16 protein-coding genes are annotated in these 20,888 nt (G+C 35.3%); 3 read left to right on the top strand and 13 right to left on the bottom strand.

Annotated features, from left to right (window positions below):
• Positions 1–40 precede the first annotated feature (40 nt).
• The 5 genes from hisS to RT261_RS01460 are packed head-to-tail and all read right to left on the bottom strand — an operon-like array spanning position 41 to position 6,587.
• Positions 41–1,291 carry a histidine--tRNA ligase gene (gene hisS, locus RT261_RS01480; protein WP_313128443.1) on the bottom strand — a complete coding sequence of 417 codons (1,251 nt, stop codon included), beginning with the start codon at positions 1,289–1,291 and terminating at the stop codon, positions 41–43.
• Positions 1,292–1,330: 39 nt separating this feature from the next.
• A complete protein-coding gene (locus RT261_RS01475) occupies positions 1,331–1,984 on the bottom strand; it encodes an HD-GYP domain-containing protein (protein ID WP_313128440.1) in 654 nt (217 codons plus the stop codon).
• Positions 1,985–1,999: 15 nt separating this feature from the next.
• Positions 2,000–3,592, bottom strand: a complete 1,593-nt coding sequence (gene hemZ / locus RT261_RS01470) for a coproporphyrinogen dehydrogenase HemZ (protein WP_313128437.1) — start codon at positions 3,590–3,592, stop codon at positions 2,000–2,002.
• Positions 3,593–3,606: 14 nt separating this feature from the next.
• A complete protein-coding gene (locus RT261_RS01465) occupies positions 3,607–4,230 on the bottom strand; it encodes an MBL fold metallo-hydrolase (protein WP_313128436.1) in 624 nt (207 codons plus the stop codon).
• A 50-nt stretch (positions 4,231–4,280) separates the two neighbouring features.
• A complete protein-coding gene (locus RT261_RS01460) occupies positions 4,281–6,587 on the bottom strand; it encodes a bifunctional (p)ppGpp synthetase/guanosine-3',5'-bis(diphosphate) 3'-pyrophosphohydrolase (RefSeq protein ID WP_331665351.1) in 2,307 nt (768 codons plus the stop codon).
• A gap of 852 nt (positions 6,588–7,439) precedes the next feature.
• Between RT261_RS01460 and RT261_RS01455 the strand changes: the two genes are divergently transcribed.
• Positions 7,440–8,138 (top strand): AlkZ-related protein, encoded by a 699-nt coding sequence (locus RT261_RS01455; protein WP_313128434.1) that lies wholly within the window; start codon positions 7,440–7,442, stop codon positions 8,136–8,138.
• Between the two features lie 566 nt (positions 8,139–8,704).
• On the opposite strand, the gene RT261_RS01450 is transcribed toward RT261_RS01455, so the two are convergent.
• From RT261_RS01450 to RT261_RS01430, 5 genes are all read right to left on the bottom strand, one after another.
• The gene (locus tag RT261_RS01450; protein ID WP_313128432.1) at positions 8,705–9,229 is read right to left on the bottom strand and encodes an adenine phosphoribosyltransferase; all 525 of its coding nucleotides are present in this window, start codon (positions 9,227–9,229) and stop codon (positions 8,705–8,707) included.
• 383 nt (positions 9,230–9,612) lie between these two features.
• Complete coding sequence (gene recJ / locus RT261_RS01445) at positions 9,613–11,391, bottom strand: single-stranded-DNA-specific exonuclease RecJ (RefSeq protein ID WP_313128430.1); 1,779 nt, start codon at positions 11,389–11,391, stop codon at positions 9,613–9,615.
• A gap of 86 nt (positions 11,392–11,477) precedes the next feature.
• On the bottom strand, positions 11,478–12,926 hold the full coding sequence (scfB, locus tag RT261_RS01440; protein WP_313128428.1) for a thioether cross-link-forming SCIFF peptide maturase: 1,449 nt from the start codon (positions 12,924–12,926) through the stop codon (positions 11,478–11,480).
• 257 nt (positions 12,927–13,183) lie between these two features.
• Positions 13,184–13,324: a six-cysteine ranthipeptide SCIFF gene (gene scfA / locus RT261_RS01435; RefSeq protein ID WP_091684032.1), complete on the bottom strand. Its 141-nt coding sequence runs from the start codon at positions 13,322–13,324 to the stop codon at positions 13,184–13,186.
• Positions 13,325–13,417: 93 nt separating this feature from the next.
• Complete coding sequence (locus RT261_RS01430) at positions 13,418–15,436, bottom strand: methyl-accepting chemotaxis protein (RefSeq protein WP_313128421.1); 2,019 nt, start codon at positions 15,434–15,436, stop codon at positions 13,418–13,420.
• A gap of 375 nt (positions 15,437–15,811) precedes the next feature.
• Here RT261_RS01430 and RT261_RS01425 point away from each other — a divergent pair, with 375 nt between their 5' ends.
• The gene (locus tag RT261_RS01425) at positions 15,812–17,419 is read left to right on the top strand and encodes a helix-turn-helix domain-containing protein (protein ID WP_313128418.1); all 1,608 of its coding nucleotides are present in this window, start codon (positions 15,812–15,814) and stop codon (positions 17,417–17,419) included.
• Positions 17,420–17,602: 183 nt separating this feature from the next.
• Here the strand turns inward: RT261_RS01425 and RT261_RS01420 are convergent, their stop codons facing one another.
• Entirely contained in the window at positions 17,603–17,977 is a 375-nt protein-coding gene (locus RT261_RS01420) for a TIGR04086 family membrane protein (protein ID WP_313128415.1), read from the bottom strand.
• Between the two features lie 216 nt (positions 17,978–18,193).
• Between RT261_RS01420 and RT261_RS01415 the strand changes: the two genes are divergently transcribed.
• On the top strand, positions 18,194–19,060 hold the full coding sequence (locus tag RT261_RS01415) for a PHP domain-containing protein (protein WP_313128412.1): 867 nt from the start codon (positions 18,194–18,196) through the stop codon (positions 19,058–19,060).
• Between the two features lie 96 nt (positions 19,061–19,156).
• Here RT261_RS01415 and yajC read toward each other — a convergent pair whose 3' ends face one another.
• Positions 19,157–19,492 carry a preprotein translocase subunit YajC gene (gene yajC, locus RT261_RS01410; RefSeq protein WP_313128410.1) on the bottom strand — a complete coding sequence of 112 codons (336 nt, stop codon included), beginning with the start codon at positions 19,490–19,492 and terminating at the stop codon, positions 19,157–19,159.
• Between the two features lie 32 nt (positions 19,493–19,524).
• Positions 19,525–20,658: a tRNA guanosine(34) transglycosylase Tgt gene (gene tgt / locus RT261_RS01405; protein ID WP_313128407.1), complete on the bottom strand. Its 1,134-nt coding sequence runs from the start codon at positions 20,656–20,658 to the stop codon at positions 19,525–19,527.
• Between the last annotated feature and the right edge of the window lie 230 nt (positions 20,659–20,888).

Here is a 20,888-nt window from a genome sequence, read left to right as displayed (position 1 = left end):
GTAATGTAACTAAATATAAGTCTATATTGGATTTCCTGTATTATTTATTAATAAAATACTCTGTTATCTTATCCAACATAACTTCTGTCTGCTCACCAGTATCCATATTTTTGATATTAGCCTTATTATTTGCCAATTCATCTGCTCCGATAATAACTGTGTTTTTTGCGCCGATTTTATTAGCATATTTCATTTGTGCTTTTACACTTCTGTCCATGTAATCTGTTTCTACAACAATATCTGCATTTCTTAAAGCATTTACGATTTTATATGCTGCTCCCTTAGCTTCTTTACCTAAGATACCAACATATAATTCAATGGCAGGCTCCGGTTCTAACTCCACACCTTCCTGCTCTAAGAAATAAATGATTCTTTCAATACCCATTCCGAATCCAACGGAAGGAATATTCTGTTTTTCGTCAATTTCGTGAACAAGATTATCGTAACGACCGCCGCCGCACAGGGTAAAGCCCTCTTCATTTACAAATTCAAATACGGTCTTGGTATAGTAATCCAGACCTCTTACAATTCCTGTATCAATTTCATAAGGAATGTTTAATTCTGTTAAAAGGTTCTGCAATTCTTCAAAATGTTCCTTGCATTCCTCATCCAAATATTCAATGGTTCTTGGAGCATCTTTTACGATTTCTTTACAGGTTGGAACTTTACAATCCAACACACGAAGCGGATTTTTCTTCATTCTTTCTCTGCAGGTAGGGCATAGATGCTCTTCATGCTGTTTTAAGAAGGCTAGCAATGCGTCGTTGTATGTTTTACGGCAATTGCTGCAGCCAATGCTGTTAATGTGAAGTTTAGCATCTTTTAAACCGATTTCTTTAATAAAAGTTGTAATTAAAGTAATTAATTCCACTTCTGCTAAAGGACTGGCTGAACCTACAAACTCTACGCCAAACTGGTGATGCTGGCGAAGCCTTCCGCTTTGGGGCTGTTCATAACGAAATGCAGGAGTAACATAAAATAATTTTGTAGGCTGGCTTTCTGCATACATATTATTTTCCAAATATGCACGAATGGCGCCGGCTGTTCCTTCTGGTTTTAAGGTTATGCTGCGATCCCCTTTGTCCATAAAAGTATACATTTCCTTTTGTACAACATCCGTTGTCTCTCCTACACCTCTTTGAAATAATACAGTATGCTCGAATACAGGTGTAATCACTTCTTTTATGTTATAGGCTTTGCAAAGTTTTCTGGCTAAGGCTTCAATTACAGTTCTCTTATGCATACTGCTGCCGTACCAGTCCTGAGTACCTTTGGGTCTTTGTGTAATCATTTTGTTCCCTCCTGCTTCTATCTTTCTATATAAAAGAAATCAACAATAAAGCAATGTATCGTGATTTCCCTGATAATACCTTTTCCGGTTTATTGTGTGAATAAATCTTTCTATTTCACTAAATTCCTCCGAATATATCACTTGTAAAAGTGCAAGAAATACTTTCATATCAAAATTCTTTACTTCTTCAATCATTAAACTAATGGCTGTATCTAAATCATAGGCTCTCCGGTAGTTTCTATCTGATACCAAAGCCGCAAATACGTCACAAACCCTAAGTATTCTGGCTCCATAGGGAATATTTTCTCCCTTAATATTTCTTGGGTATCCGGAACCGTCATAATTTTCATGATGATGGTAGACAGATTCCAGAATAATGTCAGAAAAATCCTGCTCTTTTAAAATTTCCTGTCCTATTATTGGATGCATACGAACATACTTCATTTCTTCAACAATTAAAGCGTTTTTATCTCTTCCGTATAGATACTTTCCTAATTTTAATTTTCCAATATCGTGGACCATACCGGCTAAAGCCATCATATCACAATAATCTTGATCCATACCTAACTTCCTGGATAAAGAAGCAGCTAAATTGCTGACTAATATTCCATGATCAATAGCTTCTAATAAATCATCTATGGCTGTCGCTTCTATTTCTGACCAATCTAATTGCAGATTATCATTTAATAGCATCCGAATTTCCTTTCATTATACCAAAGTATTGTTAAGTAGATAGTTTTTCTTCCTTTCTATCATTTCATCAATACGTTCTATATAGTCTTTTAGGCTTTTTACGTTCTCCACTCTTTCAATCCGGTTTTCATTATAGAAAACAAATTTAGACAGTCCTCCCGCACCTAAAGCAAGAATTGTTTGTCTTTCCTCCATAATCAGAATGTTATAAATACCTTCTTTGCCGTATTTTGCATAACCGATATTTTCAAGATTATCTGCCATATTCTTTTGTCTGTAAAGATAATATGGGAGATAGTCATTGTTTTTAGCAAAATCCGAGGTTAACTGAAACATCTTTAAAGTATCATGAGGCTTCATATCCTGATACTCTTTTTTCTTTATGTTTAATCTGGCAGCTCGTTTTACCGCCAAAGTATGCACCGTTAAACTGTCGGGATTTAGTTTCTGAATTTCCTCCAGTGTATACGCTACATCCTCCACGGTTTCTCCGGGTAATCCAATAATCATATCCATATTAATATTATCATGTCCCAGCTCTCTTGCCAAATGAAAAGCTTTTACAACTTCTTCTGCCGTATGTTTTCTGCCGATAATATCCAAGGTTTTTTGCCGCATAGATTGAGGATTAATGGAGATTCTGGTTACTCCATGTTCTTTTAATACTTTTAATTTATCTATAGTTATACTATCCGGTCTTCCTGCCTCAACTGTATACTCTACAACATTTGAAAAATCCAGATTATTCTCTATATGGGTTAACAAACGGTCTAACTGGTCTGCACTTAGAGTGGTTGGTGTTCCGCCTCCCAGATATACCGTAGATAATTTCTTATTAGTCATGCAGGTTCCTGCATAGGTAATTTCTTTAAAAAGTGCCTGTAAATACTGTTCCACAATACCGCCATATACCTGAAAAGAGTAGGATGTAAATGAACAATAGAGGCAGGTGCTTGGACAGAAAGGAATACCAATATAGATACTATATCCTTTTTTATACTCCATATTATGAAGGAGAGAATATTCCCGTTCCGCTACCTGTAAACTAATATCTACCTTTTCTTTGGAACACAGATATTGTTCTTTCATAAAAGCTGCTATTTCCCCCTTGGAAATGTTGCATTCCAAACGTTCAAAAGCAATTTTAGTTGGCCTTACTCCGGTTAAGGTTCCCCAAGGTAGTTCTTTTCCAGTCATATCGGTTAAACAGCTGTATAATAGACGCTTCAAATAATTTCGATATTGGGGTTTCTCTGGGGAAGGAACAGATATGGTTTTATTGAAATATTCTTGTTTTCCTTCAAAGACAATTAATTGGATACTGTCATGTTCCAATCCGAAATAGAAATTTATGAAATCACCGGCATTATCCTGCATAGAGTCATTCTGTATTCTGACATCTGTTTGAGTTTTCATATCCTCTTGATGGGTTCCAGCATATTCCGGTAAAGCTTTATCTTTATTAAGTTCTTTGCAGCCTTTGGAATGATTTTCTGGCATGTTTATTCCAGGTCTATATACCTTAATTGGTTCATCTGGATAAAATGCCATCACCAAGGCATGTATATCATATTCAAATTCGTCTTTTGACAAAGTTATATTAATCATTTTGAATATCCATTCTAAGAAACATATGGATTGGTGTTTCTTTCATGACCGATGGTAGTACTTTCCCCATGTCCAGGGAAAACAGTAATATCATCCGGTAAAGTCATTAATTTACGGTTCAAAGAATCCAATAATGTGTTCAAATTACCAGTAGGTAAATCAGCTCTTCCAACGGTTCCTTCAAATAATGTATCTCCACTGAATAAAAATTTGTTTTCTTTAAACAGATAGCAAACACCACCGCTGGTATGTCCCGGTGTATGGATAACAGTAATTTCTGCTCCTGCAAGCTTTATTACATCCTTATCATTTAACAAATCTGTCGGTGTTAATGCTATATTTTTACCCAGAGAAACAGACAAATTCATAGACGGAGTTTCTAAAAGCTCCTTTTCTTCTTCGGAAGCATAAATAGGTATTTGAAAACGTTCCACTATTTCAGAAACTGCCAATATATGATCAAAATGTCCGTGAGTTAAAAAAATAGCAACGGGTTTTAATCCTTCCCTATTTATATTTTGGATAAGCACCTCTGCCTTATCGGCAGGATCTATAATTATGGTTTCTTTTGTATCTTCATTAATTGCAAAATAGCAATTGGTCATCACCGGACCTAGTACATAAGTTTTGATTTTCAAAGACTAAATCTTCCTTTCCACATATTGGAGCATTTCTATTCCTATCAGTTTTAGCCTGTTGTCCTTTCAATGTCAAGAACACTTTCAACACTCCGTAATTTTGAAACAATAAATCGCAATTGTTCCACACTATTAATTTCAAATCCTATACTAATAGTTGCGGTTCCCTGTTTGCTGGTCCGCGCTGTCATAGAGGTAACATCAATTTTGTTTTCTGTTAATATTCTGGAAATGTCAACCAATACACCATTACGGTTATTGGCATATATTTTTATTTCAGCAAAATATAATTCTCCTCCTTGGGCAGATCCGGCACCGGTAGCCCACTCTGCTTCAATTAATCTTGCCCTGTCTTCTTCTGACAGATTCATTAAATTAATGCAGTCTGTTCTGTGAATTGAAACTCCCCGTCCTCTGGTGACAAAACCTACGATTTCATCTCCCGGCACTGGGTTACAGCATTTTGAGAATCGAACCGCCACATCATGAATACCTTCAACTACAATTCCGCCTTTCGTTTTGGCCACTGTGGCTGGTTTATTATCTTTTATTTCAGAAATAGTTTCAAGAACCTTTTCGTCAGTTAATTCCTTTTTATGCTTTTTGTCATATTCATCTTTTAATTTATTTATTACCTGACCTTCTTTTAACCCGCCATGACCCACAGCAGCATAAATCGAGTCCCAATCACGGAAGCCGTATTTTGACATGACCTTAGTCATAAATTCAGGTTTCAGCAAATCACTTAAATTAATATTCTTCGTTTTACAGTAATTGATAATCATATCCTTACCGTGGGTAATATTATCTTCTTTTAATTCCGTCTTAAACCACTGATTAATCTTATTCTTAGCTTGAGTACTCTTAACTATGGCCAACCAGTCTCTGCTAGGGCCTTTGGAATTCTGGGAAGTAATGATTTCAATTCTGTCACCATTTTGAATAACATAATCTATATTTACTAATTTACCATTGACTCTTGCCCCAACCATCTTATTACCTACAGCACTGTGAATGCTATATGCAAAATCAATTGGCGTTGAACCATTTGGTAAGTTCTTAACATCACCTGTTGGTGTAAAACAATATACGCTTTCAGAAAATAAATCCAGATCACTTTTAAGAAGGCTTAAGAATTCCTTATTATCTGACATATCCCGCTGCCATTCCAGAATCTGACGAAGCCAGGTAAGTTTTGCTTCTTCTGTATCTCTGGTGTTCTTACCATCCTGACCCTCTTTGTATTTCCAGTGAGCAGCAATACCATATTCTGCCGTACGGTGCATTTCGTAGGTACGTATCTGTATCTCAAAAGGATGCCCGCTAGGTCCAATTAAGGTAGTGTGAAGGGATTGGTACATGTTCGGCTTTGGCATGGCAATATAGTCCTTAAATCGCCCCGGAATTGGCTTATACATTTCATGAATAACGCCCAAAGCGGCATAACAATCTTTTACCGTATCTACAATAATTCGAACTGCAAATAAGTCAAAGATTTGATCCAAAGTTTTATTCTGATTTACCATCTTTTTATATATACTAAAGAAATGTTTTACCCTGCCGTCTATTTTGGCATCAATATCCATGGCTTTTACATGTTCACTGACTTCTTCGACAATCTCATGAATAAATTCCTTACGTTCAATCATTTTGGAATCTATTTTATCCGTTAAGTCTTTATAGACTTCCGGTTCCAGATATCGGAGGGATAAATCATCTAATTCTATCTTTATTTTAGAGATACCAAGTCTTTGTGCAATAGGTGCATAGATATCCATGGTTTCTCTTGCTTTTTCTTTTTGTTTTATGGGTGTTTGATATTGCAGAGTACGCATATTGTGTAATCTGTCTGCAAGCTTAATTAAGATAACGCGAATATCCTTAGCCATTGCCAAGAACATTTTTCTAAGATTTTCAGCCTGAATCTCAACTTTATCCTTGGAATAATTTAATTGAGTAAGTTTGGTAACACCATCTACAAGTAATGCAATTTCTTCATTGAATACAGCAGCAATTTCTTCAATCGTGTACTTGGTGTCTTCCACAACATCGTGAAGCAATCCTGCTACAATCGTTTCTTTATCTAATTCCAGTTCGGCCAATATAATTGCCACACATAAAGGATGTATGATATATGGTTCACCGGATTTTCTGCACTGCTCTTTGTGAGCATTATCTGCAATGTGGTAAGCTTTTTCAATCATGGAAATATCAGCGGAAGGGTGATAGCTTTCCACAACTTTAACTAATTGTTTATACAATTCTTCCGGACTAGTAAAGTCTGCCGGTGCTTTTATTTCCACAAAATCTGAATTATCAAAATCACTCATTTTAGATTTACTCGCTATACTTTCCATGAAATCACCACCTTTTTAAGAGTTTATCTTCTTATTATAATCATATTTTTATAAAAAATCAATTGATTTATATAATTATGACACTTCCTGATAGGTTTTGTCTATAGTTTTTTGTTCTAAAGTTTTGTTTGACGATGGGTTGTGTGGCCTCCTACTATAATTTCTATGGGGGAAAGTAGTGAAACATGAGGGAATCCAGGGAGAGGTTAATCGTGTTTTTCAGTTGCTACGAACATTTTTGCTTGATTGTTCGCTTTGATAAGCCAACAAGTTGACTTCTCCAATCGTACAATCAAGCAAAAATGTCTCCGCAAACGAAAAACACTTTATTAACCTCTTCCTGGATTCCCTCATGTTACGGTACTTTTGTTGAGAGAAATTATAGTAGGAGACAATTTACGTTCTCGATAAAATGATATGTTTTATTTATCTGCTTTATTATCTGTTTCACTTTTAAAGTAATTTAGATAAATTATAGTGTGGGGTATAATTATTATTCTTATTTTAATAAGCTTCTGAATTACTTTATATTATCTAATAAATTCTTATTTTATTTTCTATTTATTTGTTAAAAATTTAAACAGTTCTTTTATTTAGATAAATACTGCTTCAGTAATATTTCCATAGTTCCATGATGTTATAGAATGAGGCTTGTAAAATATATTGTGAATTATTATTAGTAATTTTATAAATAGTATTGTATAATTGGATAAAGTTGTTAATCAATCACGGATGTTTATTTATGCTTTATATTGGTAGTATTCATGAAGAGTCTATAGAGGATTTTAGATAGTCTTTGTGAGTACGGGAATATTAGTGATTGTCAAAATACGGGGTATAGGAGGATTTTTTATGAGTATTACGGTTGGAGAAATTAATAATTACGATGATTTTGTCAATGCATTATTGAAGGTTGGGATGAGTACAGGGGGAGAAAAGAATAGTGATGGTATATTTGCTTTATGCGACTATTATGGAAAATGTATACAGTGGCACACGGAGGATATAGATACCGATCCCTGGGAGTGGCGGATCAGAGTGTTGGATGAACGAGATGATTTTGCTTATGGGAAGTTCTTTTTTAAGAAAAGCGGGTATATCACTGCTGATTGGTATCCGTATTTTTATGCAGTGAGACGTGGTGGGAAAAGTTTTGAAGAAGATTATTCTGATGGAAATATAAGTTTTTATGCAAAAAGGATTTATGAACTTATTTGCAAGGAAGGGGTGCTGCCTTTGCATATTATCAAGAAGCTGGGGAATTTTACAAAAGAAGATAAGACGAAATTTGATAACGCTATTACTGAATTACAAATGAAAATGTATATTACCATGTACGGAAGAAGTAAGAAACATTCAAAGACTGGTCAGGAGTATGGCTGGTCTTCTACCGTTTTTTGCAAAACTGAAGATTTTTTTGACGGAGATATATTGGAAAAGGCAGATTCTTTGGTCAAAGAACAGGCTTATGAAAAGCTTTATACACATATTCTAGAACTGAATCCAGGCGCTGATTCTAAGAAAATAGAGAAATTTATTCTTGGAAATTAGTATAATAACATGCTTATTAATAAAAATATAAAATTGTTTTCCGTCAAGAGAGGTAAGCAAAAATGAAATTATCAAAAGAGCAATATGAAAATATAAGAAATTGGATGTATAGAAATGCAAGGCCATTGGATTTAGCCAGATGGAGTTCCTATCCCGAAGAATGATCTATAAGCCGAAACTGGTGGCAGGCCAACCAGGCAATTACTAACATGCGATACCTAAAAGGATTTGAAGCATTATATTAATACCAGAAAAACTGAAAATAATTCGACCAGTACCTCCCGTAGACCGTATCTGTTTTTGTAAATTCTCAAAAAAAGTAAATTAACAAGAGGGATTCGCTGGTATATATGAAAAAAGTGTTTTTCGTTTACGGCGACATTTTTGCTTGATTGTCCGCTTGGAGAAGGCAACTTGTTGACTTATCCTAGCGAACAATCAAGCAAAAATGCTCAGAGCAACTGAAAAACACGTTTCATATATACCAGCAAATCCCTCTTGTTTCACACCCTACCAAAGAATTTACAAAAACCCTTCCCCTCAGCAGGAACTATAAAAACACCAAATCATTTCCCTTCATACTTAATAACTGCTTCTACATCATAACCTTTTAATTTGTCACGTCCATTAAGCCCCTGTAATTCCATCAGGAAGATAATCTTTACAACTTCCCCTCCAAGACTTTCCACAAGCTTCGTGATTGCTTCAATAGTACCGCCTGTAGCAATTAAATCATCTACAATAACTACTTTTTGTCCGGGCAAAATGGCATCTTTGTGCATTTCAATGGTAGCAGTACCGTACTCTAAAGCATATTCCATTTCAATGGTTTCGCAAGGTAACTTGCCCTTTTTACGAACAGGAACAAAAGCCTTATTTAGATTATATGCAATTGGAACACCGAAAATAAAACCTCTGGATTCAGGTCCAACAATAATGTCAAAGTCAACTCCATCTAATAGAGCTTGCATTTGGTCAATAGACATTTTTAAACTGTCTTTATTTTGTAAAACTGTAGTAACATCGCGGAAAATGATTCCCTCTTCCGGAAAATCCGATATACTTCTTACATATTCTTCTAACTTCTTCATATAAACCTCTATTCCGGTGCTTTAGCACCATTTAATAATGACAACAATTTTGTGCTTCTGCACAAATTGCCGGTTAATAAAACTTGCTTTTTCAATCTGATCCTATCTGTGTGTCTTAGCAGCTATTTAAATCAAGATCTTAAAAACTTATTTTTTAACCTACACCCATGCATTTCATTTTGAGCCTTTCAAAGCTAACAGGCTCTATCAATTTATCTCTCCATTTATATAAACACCATCAAAAATTATATCACTTTTCCATGAAAATAGCAATTTCTTTCTTGGTTTTTAGGGAAAACAGGAAAATGCAGAATGATTTTTGCATGTTTCCCCTTGGCTAAGATGAATTAAAAAAATATCTATATTTTCAGCCAAGAGTCATATTATACCTGACGCTTTTGGATTTGATAGCTTTGGATTACGATTTGCAGGGAACGAAAGCCCCCATATTCATTAATGCAAGGATAATAAATAACAGATAAGGTAACTGCATTATCCCGGTTTTGGAACATTTTATCCACTTCCATTTTACCATAATGCTCTGATAAATTACTAATAAAGGCTTCTACATCACCAAAATACATAGCATCCATTACTCTTCCATAAGTATTTACCACTTGAAGTTTTAACACATTGGCATTCTTACCAAGTATGCTGGCTCTTCTTACTTTTAAGTTTTTCTCTGCAAAGATTGGTTTAGTATTTCCTTTTCCAAACGGCTCTAGTAATTCTAACTCTTCTACCAGATTTTCATTAATATACCCTAAAGGAAGCAAAACATCAATGGATACCTTAGGTATAAAATCATCTTCTGTTAAGGTGGAATACTTATTTAGCGCCCCCCGAAATGGTTCTACCTGACTATTTTCCAAAGATAAGCCGGCTGCCATTGGATGTCCGCCGAATTTTAATAATAGCTCCTTGCATTTAGTCAGTTCTTCGTACATATTGTATTGCTCTATGGAACGGCCGGAGCCCTTTACCCCATTCTCTGTATTGGTAAGTACCAAAGCCGGTTTATTGTATCTTTCCCGAATTCTTCCGGCTATAATTCCTGCGAGGCTTTCATGACAGTCTTTTAAATATACTACAAGAACCTTATCATCATTCATACCGCTGTCTTCCACCAATTGAATGGCTTGTTCCAAACCTTTTGCTGTCATGTCTTTTCGCGTATCATTAAGTGCTTTTAATTCTTCTGCAATTCTTTTCCCTTCCTCCGGTGTGTCTGCAAGTAATAGTTTAAGCCCTTTCTTGGCAGTATCCAGCCGTCCGGAGGCATTTAGGCAGGGTCCAATAATAAATCCGAGATGATAAGCAGATAAATCAGCAAATTGTATGTTGTTGCAATCAATCAACGCTCTTAGTCCCAGATTCTTTGTAGTCTTAAGTCTTTCCAATCCATTCTTTACAATAATACGATTTTCATCCACCAGATCCATAACATCACATACCGTTGCAATGGCAGTTACTTCTAACAGCTCTCCCAACTCTTTTCTGTCAAAACCAAACCTTTGGTACATAGCCTGAATCAGCTTAAAAGCAACCGCTGCTCCGCATAGGGATTTCCATGGATATTCACACTCCGGCTGCTTGGGATTTATAACCGCATCTGCTTGAGGAATATGATAGACAATCTGATCTTCTTCCATAGTAAATGGAATATCGTGGTGATCGGTAATGATGACCGTCATGCCCATTTCTTTGGCCTTTTCCACCTGTTCTACTGCGGATATACCGTTATCACAGGTAAGAATAGTGTCTATTCTATCTTCATAAGCAGCTTCAATTATATTCATATTAATGCCATAACCATCCCTTATTCTATGCGGGATTTCATAGTCTACGTTTGCACCGCACCGTCTCAGACCGGTATATAGTACAAAGGTAGAGGAAACACCATCAACATCATAGTCTCCCACTATACGAATCTTAGCCTGTGATTTTATTTTTTGTTCCAAAATATCACAGGCTTTCTTCATATCTTTCATAAGAAGTGGATTATGTAAATGCTTTAAATCAGGATGCAGGTAAGTCTCTATGTCTTCTATTGTTTCATGATTTCGATTGATGATCAATCTGGCTAATACTTCACTAACTTTGAATTGTTCCATAATAGCCTGAAAATCAGCTTTCTTATTCTTAATAAACCACTTTTCCATTTTTTCTCTTTCTAAATCTCTTTTGAAGTGTGAAGCCGTAAAGGCAGCTTTCTATTTAGAAGGTTAAATATTCCTTATACTTTGAATTAATCTTCTTCCATAGCTTCCGCAGCTTTTAACATAATTGCGCATTCCACTCTTTTTCTTTGCAGTTCGCATCCGATATCATAGGTATCATCAATTTGTCCCTTGAACTTATAGGAGTTGGCTGCACAACCGCCGCTGCAATAAAATCTTGCAAAACATTCTTTACAGTGATCTTTTGAATATACATTGCATTGCTTGAAATCTTCTCTTAAGTCGGTTCTCTGAATTCCCTCATAAACATTTCCCATAAGGTATTCTGTCTCTCCAACAAACTGGTGACAAGGATATAAGTCTCCCCATGGTGTAACAGCCAGATATTCCGTACCTGAACCACATCCAGACAGACGTTTTGCCACACAAGGACCGCCAGATAAATCAATCATAAAGTGGAAAAAGTTAAAGTCTTTTCCTTCCTTTTTCTTCTTTAACATGTATTTTGCTAACTTATCATATTCTTCAAAAATCTTTGGAATATCTTCTTCTCTTATGGAATAAGATTCCTCCGGCAGTGAAACAACCGGTTCAACGGATATCTGTTTGAAGCCCAGCTCTGCAAAATGCTTTACATCTTCTGAAAAGTCTAAGTTATTGCGGGTAAAAGTTCCTCTAACATAATAATTAGTCTGATTCCGATCTTCCGCTAATTTAATGAATTTTGGAATAATAATGTCGTAACTGCCTTTTCCGTTACGGGAAGGTCTCATTAAATCATTTACTTCCTTACGTCCGTCAATGCTTAGAACCACATTACTCATTTCCTTATTCAGGAATTCCTCTACTTCATCATTCAATAGGATGCCGTTGGTGGTCAATGTAAAACGGAACTTCTTATTATACAACTTTTCTTGCTCTCTACCGTACTTTACAAGCTCTTTTACTACTTCAAAGTTCATTAACGGTTCACCGCCAAAGAAATCTACCTCCAGATTTCTACGGCTTCCGGAATTGGCAATAAGGAAATCCAATGCCAGTTTTCCTACTTCATAGCTCATAAGCTCACGATGTCCGTGGTATTCTCCTTCTTCTGCAAAGCAGTAACGGCATGCCAGATTACAATCGTGGGCAATATGCAGACATAGTGCTTTTACAACCGTTTCACGATTTTTAAATTCATTGATATAATTCTCATAAATATCTTCAGTAAATAATGCACCGTCTTTTATTAATTGTTCTACATCCAGAATAGATTCCCGGATAGCTGATTCTATTCCTTCCATGTCACCCGGTTCTACTTCAAAAAGTTCTGCATATTCCGGTTTATTGTATTTTTTAAGTATTTCTGCAACTATAGTCTCTTTCTCTTTTTCAGAAACCATGTGTGTTTTGGTATCACTCAATTTATCAAATAAAGCGATGATATCATATGCAACATCATCGACTACATGGATCATTCCGCTATTTACATCTAAAACTATGTTGTAACCATTATTTTTATATTGGTGAATCAACGTATTGCTCCCTTCTAAACAGGTCTTTTTATACCTGAACAATGAATGAGGCTATTGCAAAACTGTTATTCTGCAAAAGCCCCATTGAATCCTTTATGTATCTTCCCGCACATTATATGTGCTGCATTTAATGTGCCGTACATTGTAATACGCTGTACATTGCAATGTACTGTACATTATAATGTACCGCATACTATAATATGCTCCTATCATGATGTGCTGCACATCATGTATTGTAGCAGCAGTTTACTACAAATCTATTTGTTTTCGCAGCTTTGATTTCCAACTGTACAAGATGTTTTACAAGCTGATTGGCAAGAAGTCTGACATTCGCCGCATCCGCCCTTTTTCATTGTATCTTTTAAATTTCTGGTATTTAAAGTTTTGATACGTTTCATAAGGTTGCCTCCTTTAATAATTTGTATTGCAATTTTTAGCAATAACTCCATCAACCATTATAACATAACCCCACTATTATGAAAAGAGTTTTTTTAGAGTTTAAATCGAGCAACTAAAGAATGTAATTTAACTGCCAGTTCGGATAAATTATCACTGGCACCTGCAATTTCTTCTACGGAAGCGGTCTGCTCCTCAGTAGCGGCCGATGCCTGTTCCGATGCAGCTGCATTTTCTTCTGCAATAGCTGACAGACTTTCCAGATTTTCAATAATGTCCTGTCTCATTAAATCCATCTCTTCTCCGGAATCGCTTAACTCTTTTACTGCATCTATGGATTTTTCCATGGTTTTTGCAATGGAACTATATCTATTCTTACTGTTGTTTACGCTATTTACTTGTTCAGTGGATATTGTTGACACTCTTTGCATGGTATTTACCGCTTTACTGGTATTACTTTGTAATTCACTTACAATCTCATAAATTACTTTTGTTGAACTAGAGGATTGCTCTGCCAGTTTTCTTATTTCTTCTGCAACTACTGCAAAGCCTTTTCCTGCATCTCCCGCTCTTGCTGCCTCTATGGCTGCATTTAAGGACAATAAATTGGTTTGTGCAGCAATGGATTCTATTACATTACTTGCTTCACCAATTTTATCTGAGCTTTCATTTGTCTGCATAATAACCTGATAAATTTCATCTATTGCGCCGGTACTTTCTTCTGTTATTCTGCTTAAGGAATCGATTTCTTTTAGGCCTTCTGTTACCACATCTGTGACCTTGTTGGAGGCAGAATATACATTGCCAATATAACTTCTGACTTTTTGCATTGTAGTTCCTAATTCTGAAGCTTTTAAAGTACCCTCTTCCGTATGTTTCGCTTGTTCTGTTGCTCCCTGGGCTATTTCTTCCACTGTTTTTGCCACTTCCTGAGCGGCATTGGCAGTTTGCTGTGATGTTGCGGTCAGTTCTTCGGAGGCTGCTGCCATTTGTTCGGAAGACAGATTAATTTCTCCTATAATATGTCTAAGTCCATCGGTTATCTTTTGCAGCGCCCTTGCCAGATTTCCTATTTCATCATTTCTGGATAAATATTTTTTATCCCCATCTTCTCTTAAATCCAAACCAGCAATTTTACCTGCATATTCCACCGTTTTTATAATTGGGTTTGAAATAGAGCTCCCAATTACATAAGTAAGAACAATACTTATAACAAGAACAATGACTGCAACCATCATGATGTATCTTTGCAATTGTGGTATTGCACTTAATAGTTCATCTTCTGCTGCAACCAGTATAAATGTCCAGTCCGTTCCTTCTATTTCTGAATACCCTGCGTATTGTCTGTTTTCATTAAGGATATATGTAGTGGTACCTTCTTTTTTTACCAGCATTTCTTTCACAGCTTCTGCCGCAGAAGAAATAGTATTATCGTTCTTTGCCTCTTCCAATAGATTATACTGTTTAAATACTAAATCCGTATTGGGATGGCCAATAACAGTGCCATCCTTATTAATTATATAACTATAACCAGTTTCCCCATATCCAATATCATCTGCTATCTTGCTCAGTGAAGCCCCGTCCTTGCGGCCTAATAATGCGGCAACAGCCTTTCCCTCCTGTTTAATAGGAACTACCTGTATTAATGCCAGCTCTCCCGTATCCACACTGACAGTAAAATCAATACTGCTTTTACTTCCATTAAAAACATTCATCAAATCACTTGATTTATCTAATTGAATCGTATTTCCGCTTGAATACTGTACATGTCCATCTGAATGCAATATTCCCATTTCTTCAAATTCAGATTCGTTTAGCAAGTTTGCAAGTATAGACTGCTGTTTTGTCCATTCCATTCCCTTAACTTCATCCAATTCCGCCATTGCTTCTAAAACCATAGTACCCGCTTCCAATCGGCTGCTTTCCAGTTTAGCTGAAGTTTCTGCCAGGGATTTCATAGCGTCCTTTGATTCATCAATTACAATGTTACCAGATATTTTTGATGCCAAATAACCTAAAACAATTAAGGATAGTAATATTAAAGTTGTATAGTAGACAATCAATGTTGTTTTGATACTTCTTCTTTTACCGTTTTCTTTATTTTTCTTTATCATTTCTATTTTCCTCCCATTCCATATTACATCTTTTACAGATGTAATCCCGTACCAAGAAATAGCTTTAAGGACTTCTCTGTTTGGTATCTTTTATGACCTCTTTTGATTTGTTCCCTCCTTGTCAATATTTGATGAAATTTGTTATATTAGCGAATTTCATCAAATATTATAGAATATTTATGTAATAATTTGTACTAATAGAAAACAAATGTCATTGACATTGACATGACAAATTTCATAGTTATAATTGACATATACACACAAATGCATTACATTAATTCAATAATGGTCCAATTTTAGTTTCTTATTAAAAATAGAATACCGGTACGTGGTTTGATATATATGAAATTTTTATTATTGAAAGGGAGTAATAATTTGTTTAATAAAATGACGTTTGGAAAATGCCTCAAATTATTACTTGCTACTTTAAATGTACCTATGAGTCACTTAGCCAAGGCTATCAATGTGGATAATTCCCTTGTCAGCCGTTGGGTTCATGAAAAAAGACTTCCCTCTTATGTTGCTTCTTACATAGATAATATCGCTGAATACCTTTCCAGAAAAATCTTGAATACCTATCAGATTAAATTATTGGATGAGCTTTATCTTGATTTGATCGAACACGATAACATACGGGAGATTACCAACAGAGAAAAGATACGAGCTTTATTATACAACTCCTTAAATTACTCTATAGAATGTAAAAAAAAAGAAAAGACATCTACTGACATTTCAAAAAGCAAAAGTCAAATTGCCGTTAGTGCCAATATGATGGACATTCCTCAAACAAATATTACAAATTCTGTAGATTTGTCCAGCAACGACAAAATAATTTACGGCATTTCCAACATCTTTTCTACTGTCATTACAATGCTGGAAAAGGCAAGCAAACATAAGCGCAGGGACAATAATATAATATATTTCACTTTGTGTAATTACCTGGATAATTCTTTTTTTTCTGATAACAGGATACTTTATATTCAGAAGCTGCTGCAAAAAGTTATTGAGAATGGCTGGAAAGTATACTTTTTAATACGGTTAGATAATAATATAGAAAGAATATTACGGTTTATACATTTTATACTGCCAATCGGAGGCAGCGGAAGTATTAACGTCTATTATTTTAATAAATATGACATATTTATGCCGGGGAAAGAAATGTATATTGTATCCGGTATCGGTACTTTATCCTGCTATCCGGCCGGTCAAAGCATGGTAATTAACTGTGGATTTTATTTAAAAAATAAATCCGCAATTGATATTTTTACAAATTACATAAACTTACTTATACAAACTAATGCCTATAGTGCTATAACATATTATACCAAAGACAAAAGCGAGGAATATCACCATTCCTTATTGGAGATTACAGGGAAACCCGGTAGTCAATTTGATTATAACAGTAATTTTAGTATGTACTATTTACCTGAGAAATTATATAGAAAGTTTCTTTGGAAGACTAAGCTATCCCATCAAGAAAAATTGCTATCCTTACAATATTATAAAAAGCAATGGAGTGCTATTGTTGCCAACCTGGAGAATCACCAATATAACAGTATCTACTTTTCCGAAACCCTGGAACTTTTAATGAATAATCAAATTCTTTGTCTTTCTACTTATTCCGGATTTGAAAAAGTAAAATTGGGAGTCCAGGATATGATTGATTATCTAGAGCATGTGATTCATTTTATTATGACATATGATAACTTTCAGGTAGCCGTTATATTTCAGGATACTAACTTAGTAAAAAACAATGGATACAGTTATATAATCAAAGAAAGAAGAGCTGTTTATTTTAATTCACATGGTTCATTTGAAAGTACGGCAGAAGTACGCTTGTCCATTGAAGAACCTATGACAGTGAAAGCATTCTCAGAATACTTTAATATGGTTTGGGAAAAGATTTCCCCTATTAATAAAGATAAAGATGAAATCGTTACATGGCTTCAGTCTTATATTACTATGCTGTATAAAAATAATTAAAGAATATATTCTAGAACAATAAACTGTCATTCTGAGCCTTTTAGGAAGAATCTCATTACGAAGGTAAGATTCTTCCTGCATGGGATTTTGCAAAACTGAACTTTTGCTCTCAGAATGACAGTTTATTGTTTGTAATCACCCCATCATGCTAATAGAAAGTTTCCTATATAAAAATAATCCAGCCTAGCTTATCATTCCTCCCAACATTCCACTAAACAGGCAAATCATTAATACCGTCATGGTTCTTCCAGCTTCAATTCCAGCTAAAGTATTTCCTAGAATAGAAACAAACAACAGTATAACAAAATATAATCCACCCATTAACAGGCCCCACAGAAATCTCTTTTGATCCACATGCTTACCAAGTAAGAAGCCTCCTGCAAAACAGGATAAAATATAGGTTAATATGATACCCCCACTTAATATTCCATTGGATAAATCTAATTTTAGCATGAGAAAGGATAATAACAGCAATAGAATTCCGGTTGCTATGTAAGAAATTACCAAATCTTTTAGTATAACAAGGGCTTTGGAATTCCGATGCAATACTTTGTCCATATAACTCCTCCATAATGATTATATTGTAATATATTATCACAGTTGGACTAATATTCTTATCTTGACAAAGTATTATGCAGAACTTCACTGTATGATTATTGACTTGTCCAAAATGGTAATTAGTGTTATACTACACTAAAATATTTTTAATTAGAAATATAGATTAACAGAATTACTTATTAAAAACAAATTCTATACAGAAAAGGAAGTGATTCCATGAAATATATTGATTTACATGTTCATTCTACTGCCTCAGACGGCTCCCTCACTCCGGAGGAAGTGGTACAATTAGCAGTTGAAAGCCAATTATCCGCCTTTGCTTTAACCGATCATGATACTTTAGCAGGTATAAAAGCTGCGCAGGAAGCTGCCAGTCAAGCTGCGGAAGAAGGTAAGCCAATTGAAATCATTCCGGGAACAGAAATCTCTGCGGCATATGATAAGAAAGATATTCATATCCTTGGATTATTTGTTGATCCGGATAATCAAATTCTAAATGAGGAATTAAACAATGCCCGGTTAGAGAGAGACAGAAGAAATGAAAAAATGGCTTCTAACCTTCAAAGGGCAGGTATTGATATTACAGTGGACAAAATGCGGGAAACAGAAGGCGATGCAGTTTTAACAAGAGCACATTTTGCCAAGTACATGGTAGCCCAGGGATACGTAAAAACAAATCAGGATGCCTTTACCAAATATCTTAACTCCGATAGTCCCTATTATGTTCCCAGAGAGTATCTAAAACCGGAAGAAGCTATTAAGCTTATTCATAAGGCCGGAGGCCTCGCCATTCTTGCCCATCCTTTATTATATAAATATTCCTTAGAAGGTGTGGAAAAGCTGGTGGCATATTTAGTTGATTTTGATTTGGACGGTCTGGAAGTTATTTATTCCGCCAATATGGGTTTTGATGAAGGACGCTTAAGACATATTGCTAATAAATATAACCTGGCTATAACCGGCGGTTCCGATTTTCACGGGGCTGCAAAGCCAAATATTAAATTGGGTGTGGGAAGAGGAAATATTCGTATACCCTATTCCATATTAGAAAATCTAAAAGAAAAACTGCATAAAAAAATATAAAAATAAAAAACCTTTCATTATGATCATTCGGCAATGCCAAGTGCTAAAATGAAAGGTCTTTTTCTTTTACTACTTACTTATAAACTGCGCCACTTTTTATTCTTTATCTGATTTCTCTGCTGTAGCTGATTTTTCTACTTCAACGATAGCAGCTTTTTTCATAGGTATACGGCAGTTTTTGTTATTACCAAATTCAACGATAACAACTTCATCCATAACATCAATAACTACACCGTAGAAGCCGCTTGAAGTAAGTACGCTGTCTCCATCTTGAATTGTAGATAATAATGCCATATGCTCTTTCTGTTGTTTCTTTTGAGGACGTATCGTCATAAAATAAATCAACGCACCCATAGCTGCAACCCAAATCAGCATCATCCAAGGTGAACCGGCAACTGCAGCACCCTCTGTTAAAAATAATAAATTATTCATAAAAATAATTCCTCCTAATATTTGTGTTTATATTATGCTTCGCCTTCGGCAAAGCCTTCTAACTTAGCTTTTTTATACTCTTTATATCTATTCTCTTCGATGGCATTACGGATTTCCTCCATCATGTTATTATAAAAATACAAGTTATGCATAACTAGTAACCGTAATCCAAGCATTTCCTTTGCTTTCAGCAAATGTCTGATATAAGCTCTGCTATAATGCTGACAGGCCGGACACTGGCACCCTTCTTCAATTGGTTTATCATCTAATTCATACTTTGCATTCATTAAATTCATTTTACCATGATTGGTATAGGCATGTCCATGTCTTCCATTCCTGGAAGGATATACACAGTCAAAGAAATCCACACCTCTGTCTACCGCTTCCAAAATATTGGCAGGCGTTCCAACTCCCATTAAATAAGTCGGTTTTTCCAAAGGAAGGTATGGCACTGTCTCCTCAATAATGCGATACATTTCATCGTGACTCTCACCTACAGCCAAACCTCCAAGAGCATAACCATCCAAATCAAGTTCTGTAATCCGCTTGGCATGTTCAATTCGAATGTCTTCAAAGGTTCCACCCTGATTAATGCCAAACAGCATCTGATTCTTATTAATAGTGTCCTCTAAAGAATTCAGACGCTTCATCTCTTTCTTACAACGTTCCAGCCATCTGGTAGTCCGGTCCACGGAATTCTGCATATATTCTCTGGTGGCAGGATGAGGCGGGCATTCATCAAAAGCCATTGCTATGGTAGAAGCCAGGTTAGATTGAATCTGCATACTTTCTTCCGGACCCATAAAAATTTTACGTCCATCTATATGAGAATTAAAGTAAACCCCTTCTTCTTTAATCTTTCTAAGACCGGCCAAAGAAAACACTTGAAAACCGCCTGAGTCCGTTAGAATAGGTTTGTCCCATACCATGAATTTATGGAGTCCCCCAAGCTTTTTAATCACTTGGTCACCGGTTCTTACGTGTAAATGATAGGTATTGGATAATTCCACCTGGGTTTTTAATTGTTGTAAATCAGTTGTTGAAACTGCTCCCTTAATGACTGCTGCTGTTCCAACATTCATAAATACCGGTGTCTGAATTGTGCCATGAACGGTATGGAATTCACCGCGCTTTGCATTACCGTCTCTGCATATTAATTTATACATATATCTCAACCTTCTAATTATTCTATTAAAAATAATTTGTATATTTCAAAATAATTAATAACTAATGTTACAAGTATACCTTTATTATATTTTATTTTCAATAAGAATTTTTAAACTATTGAAAATTTCACAAAAAAGTATGGTATTCTTATTTTGCTTTGTTGCAATTTTCCATATTAGTTGGTAAAATATATAAGGTATACGACTTAAAATTATTGTAAAGTTATCAT

Source organism: Anaerocolumna sp., assembly GCF_032079385.1.
In the GTDB taxonomy this organism is placed as follows: domain Bacteria; phylum Bacillota; class Clostridia; order Lachnospirales; family Lachnospiraceae; genus Anaerocolumna.
This window is presented reverse-complemented; position numbering and strand designations above follow the sequence as displayed.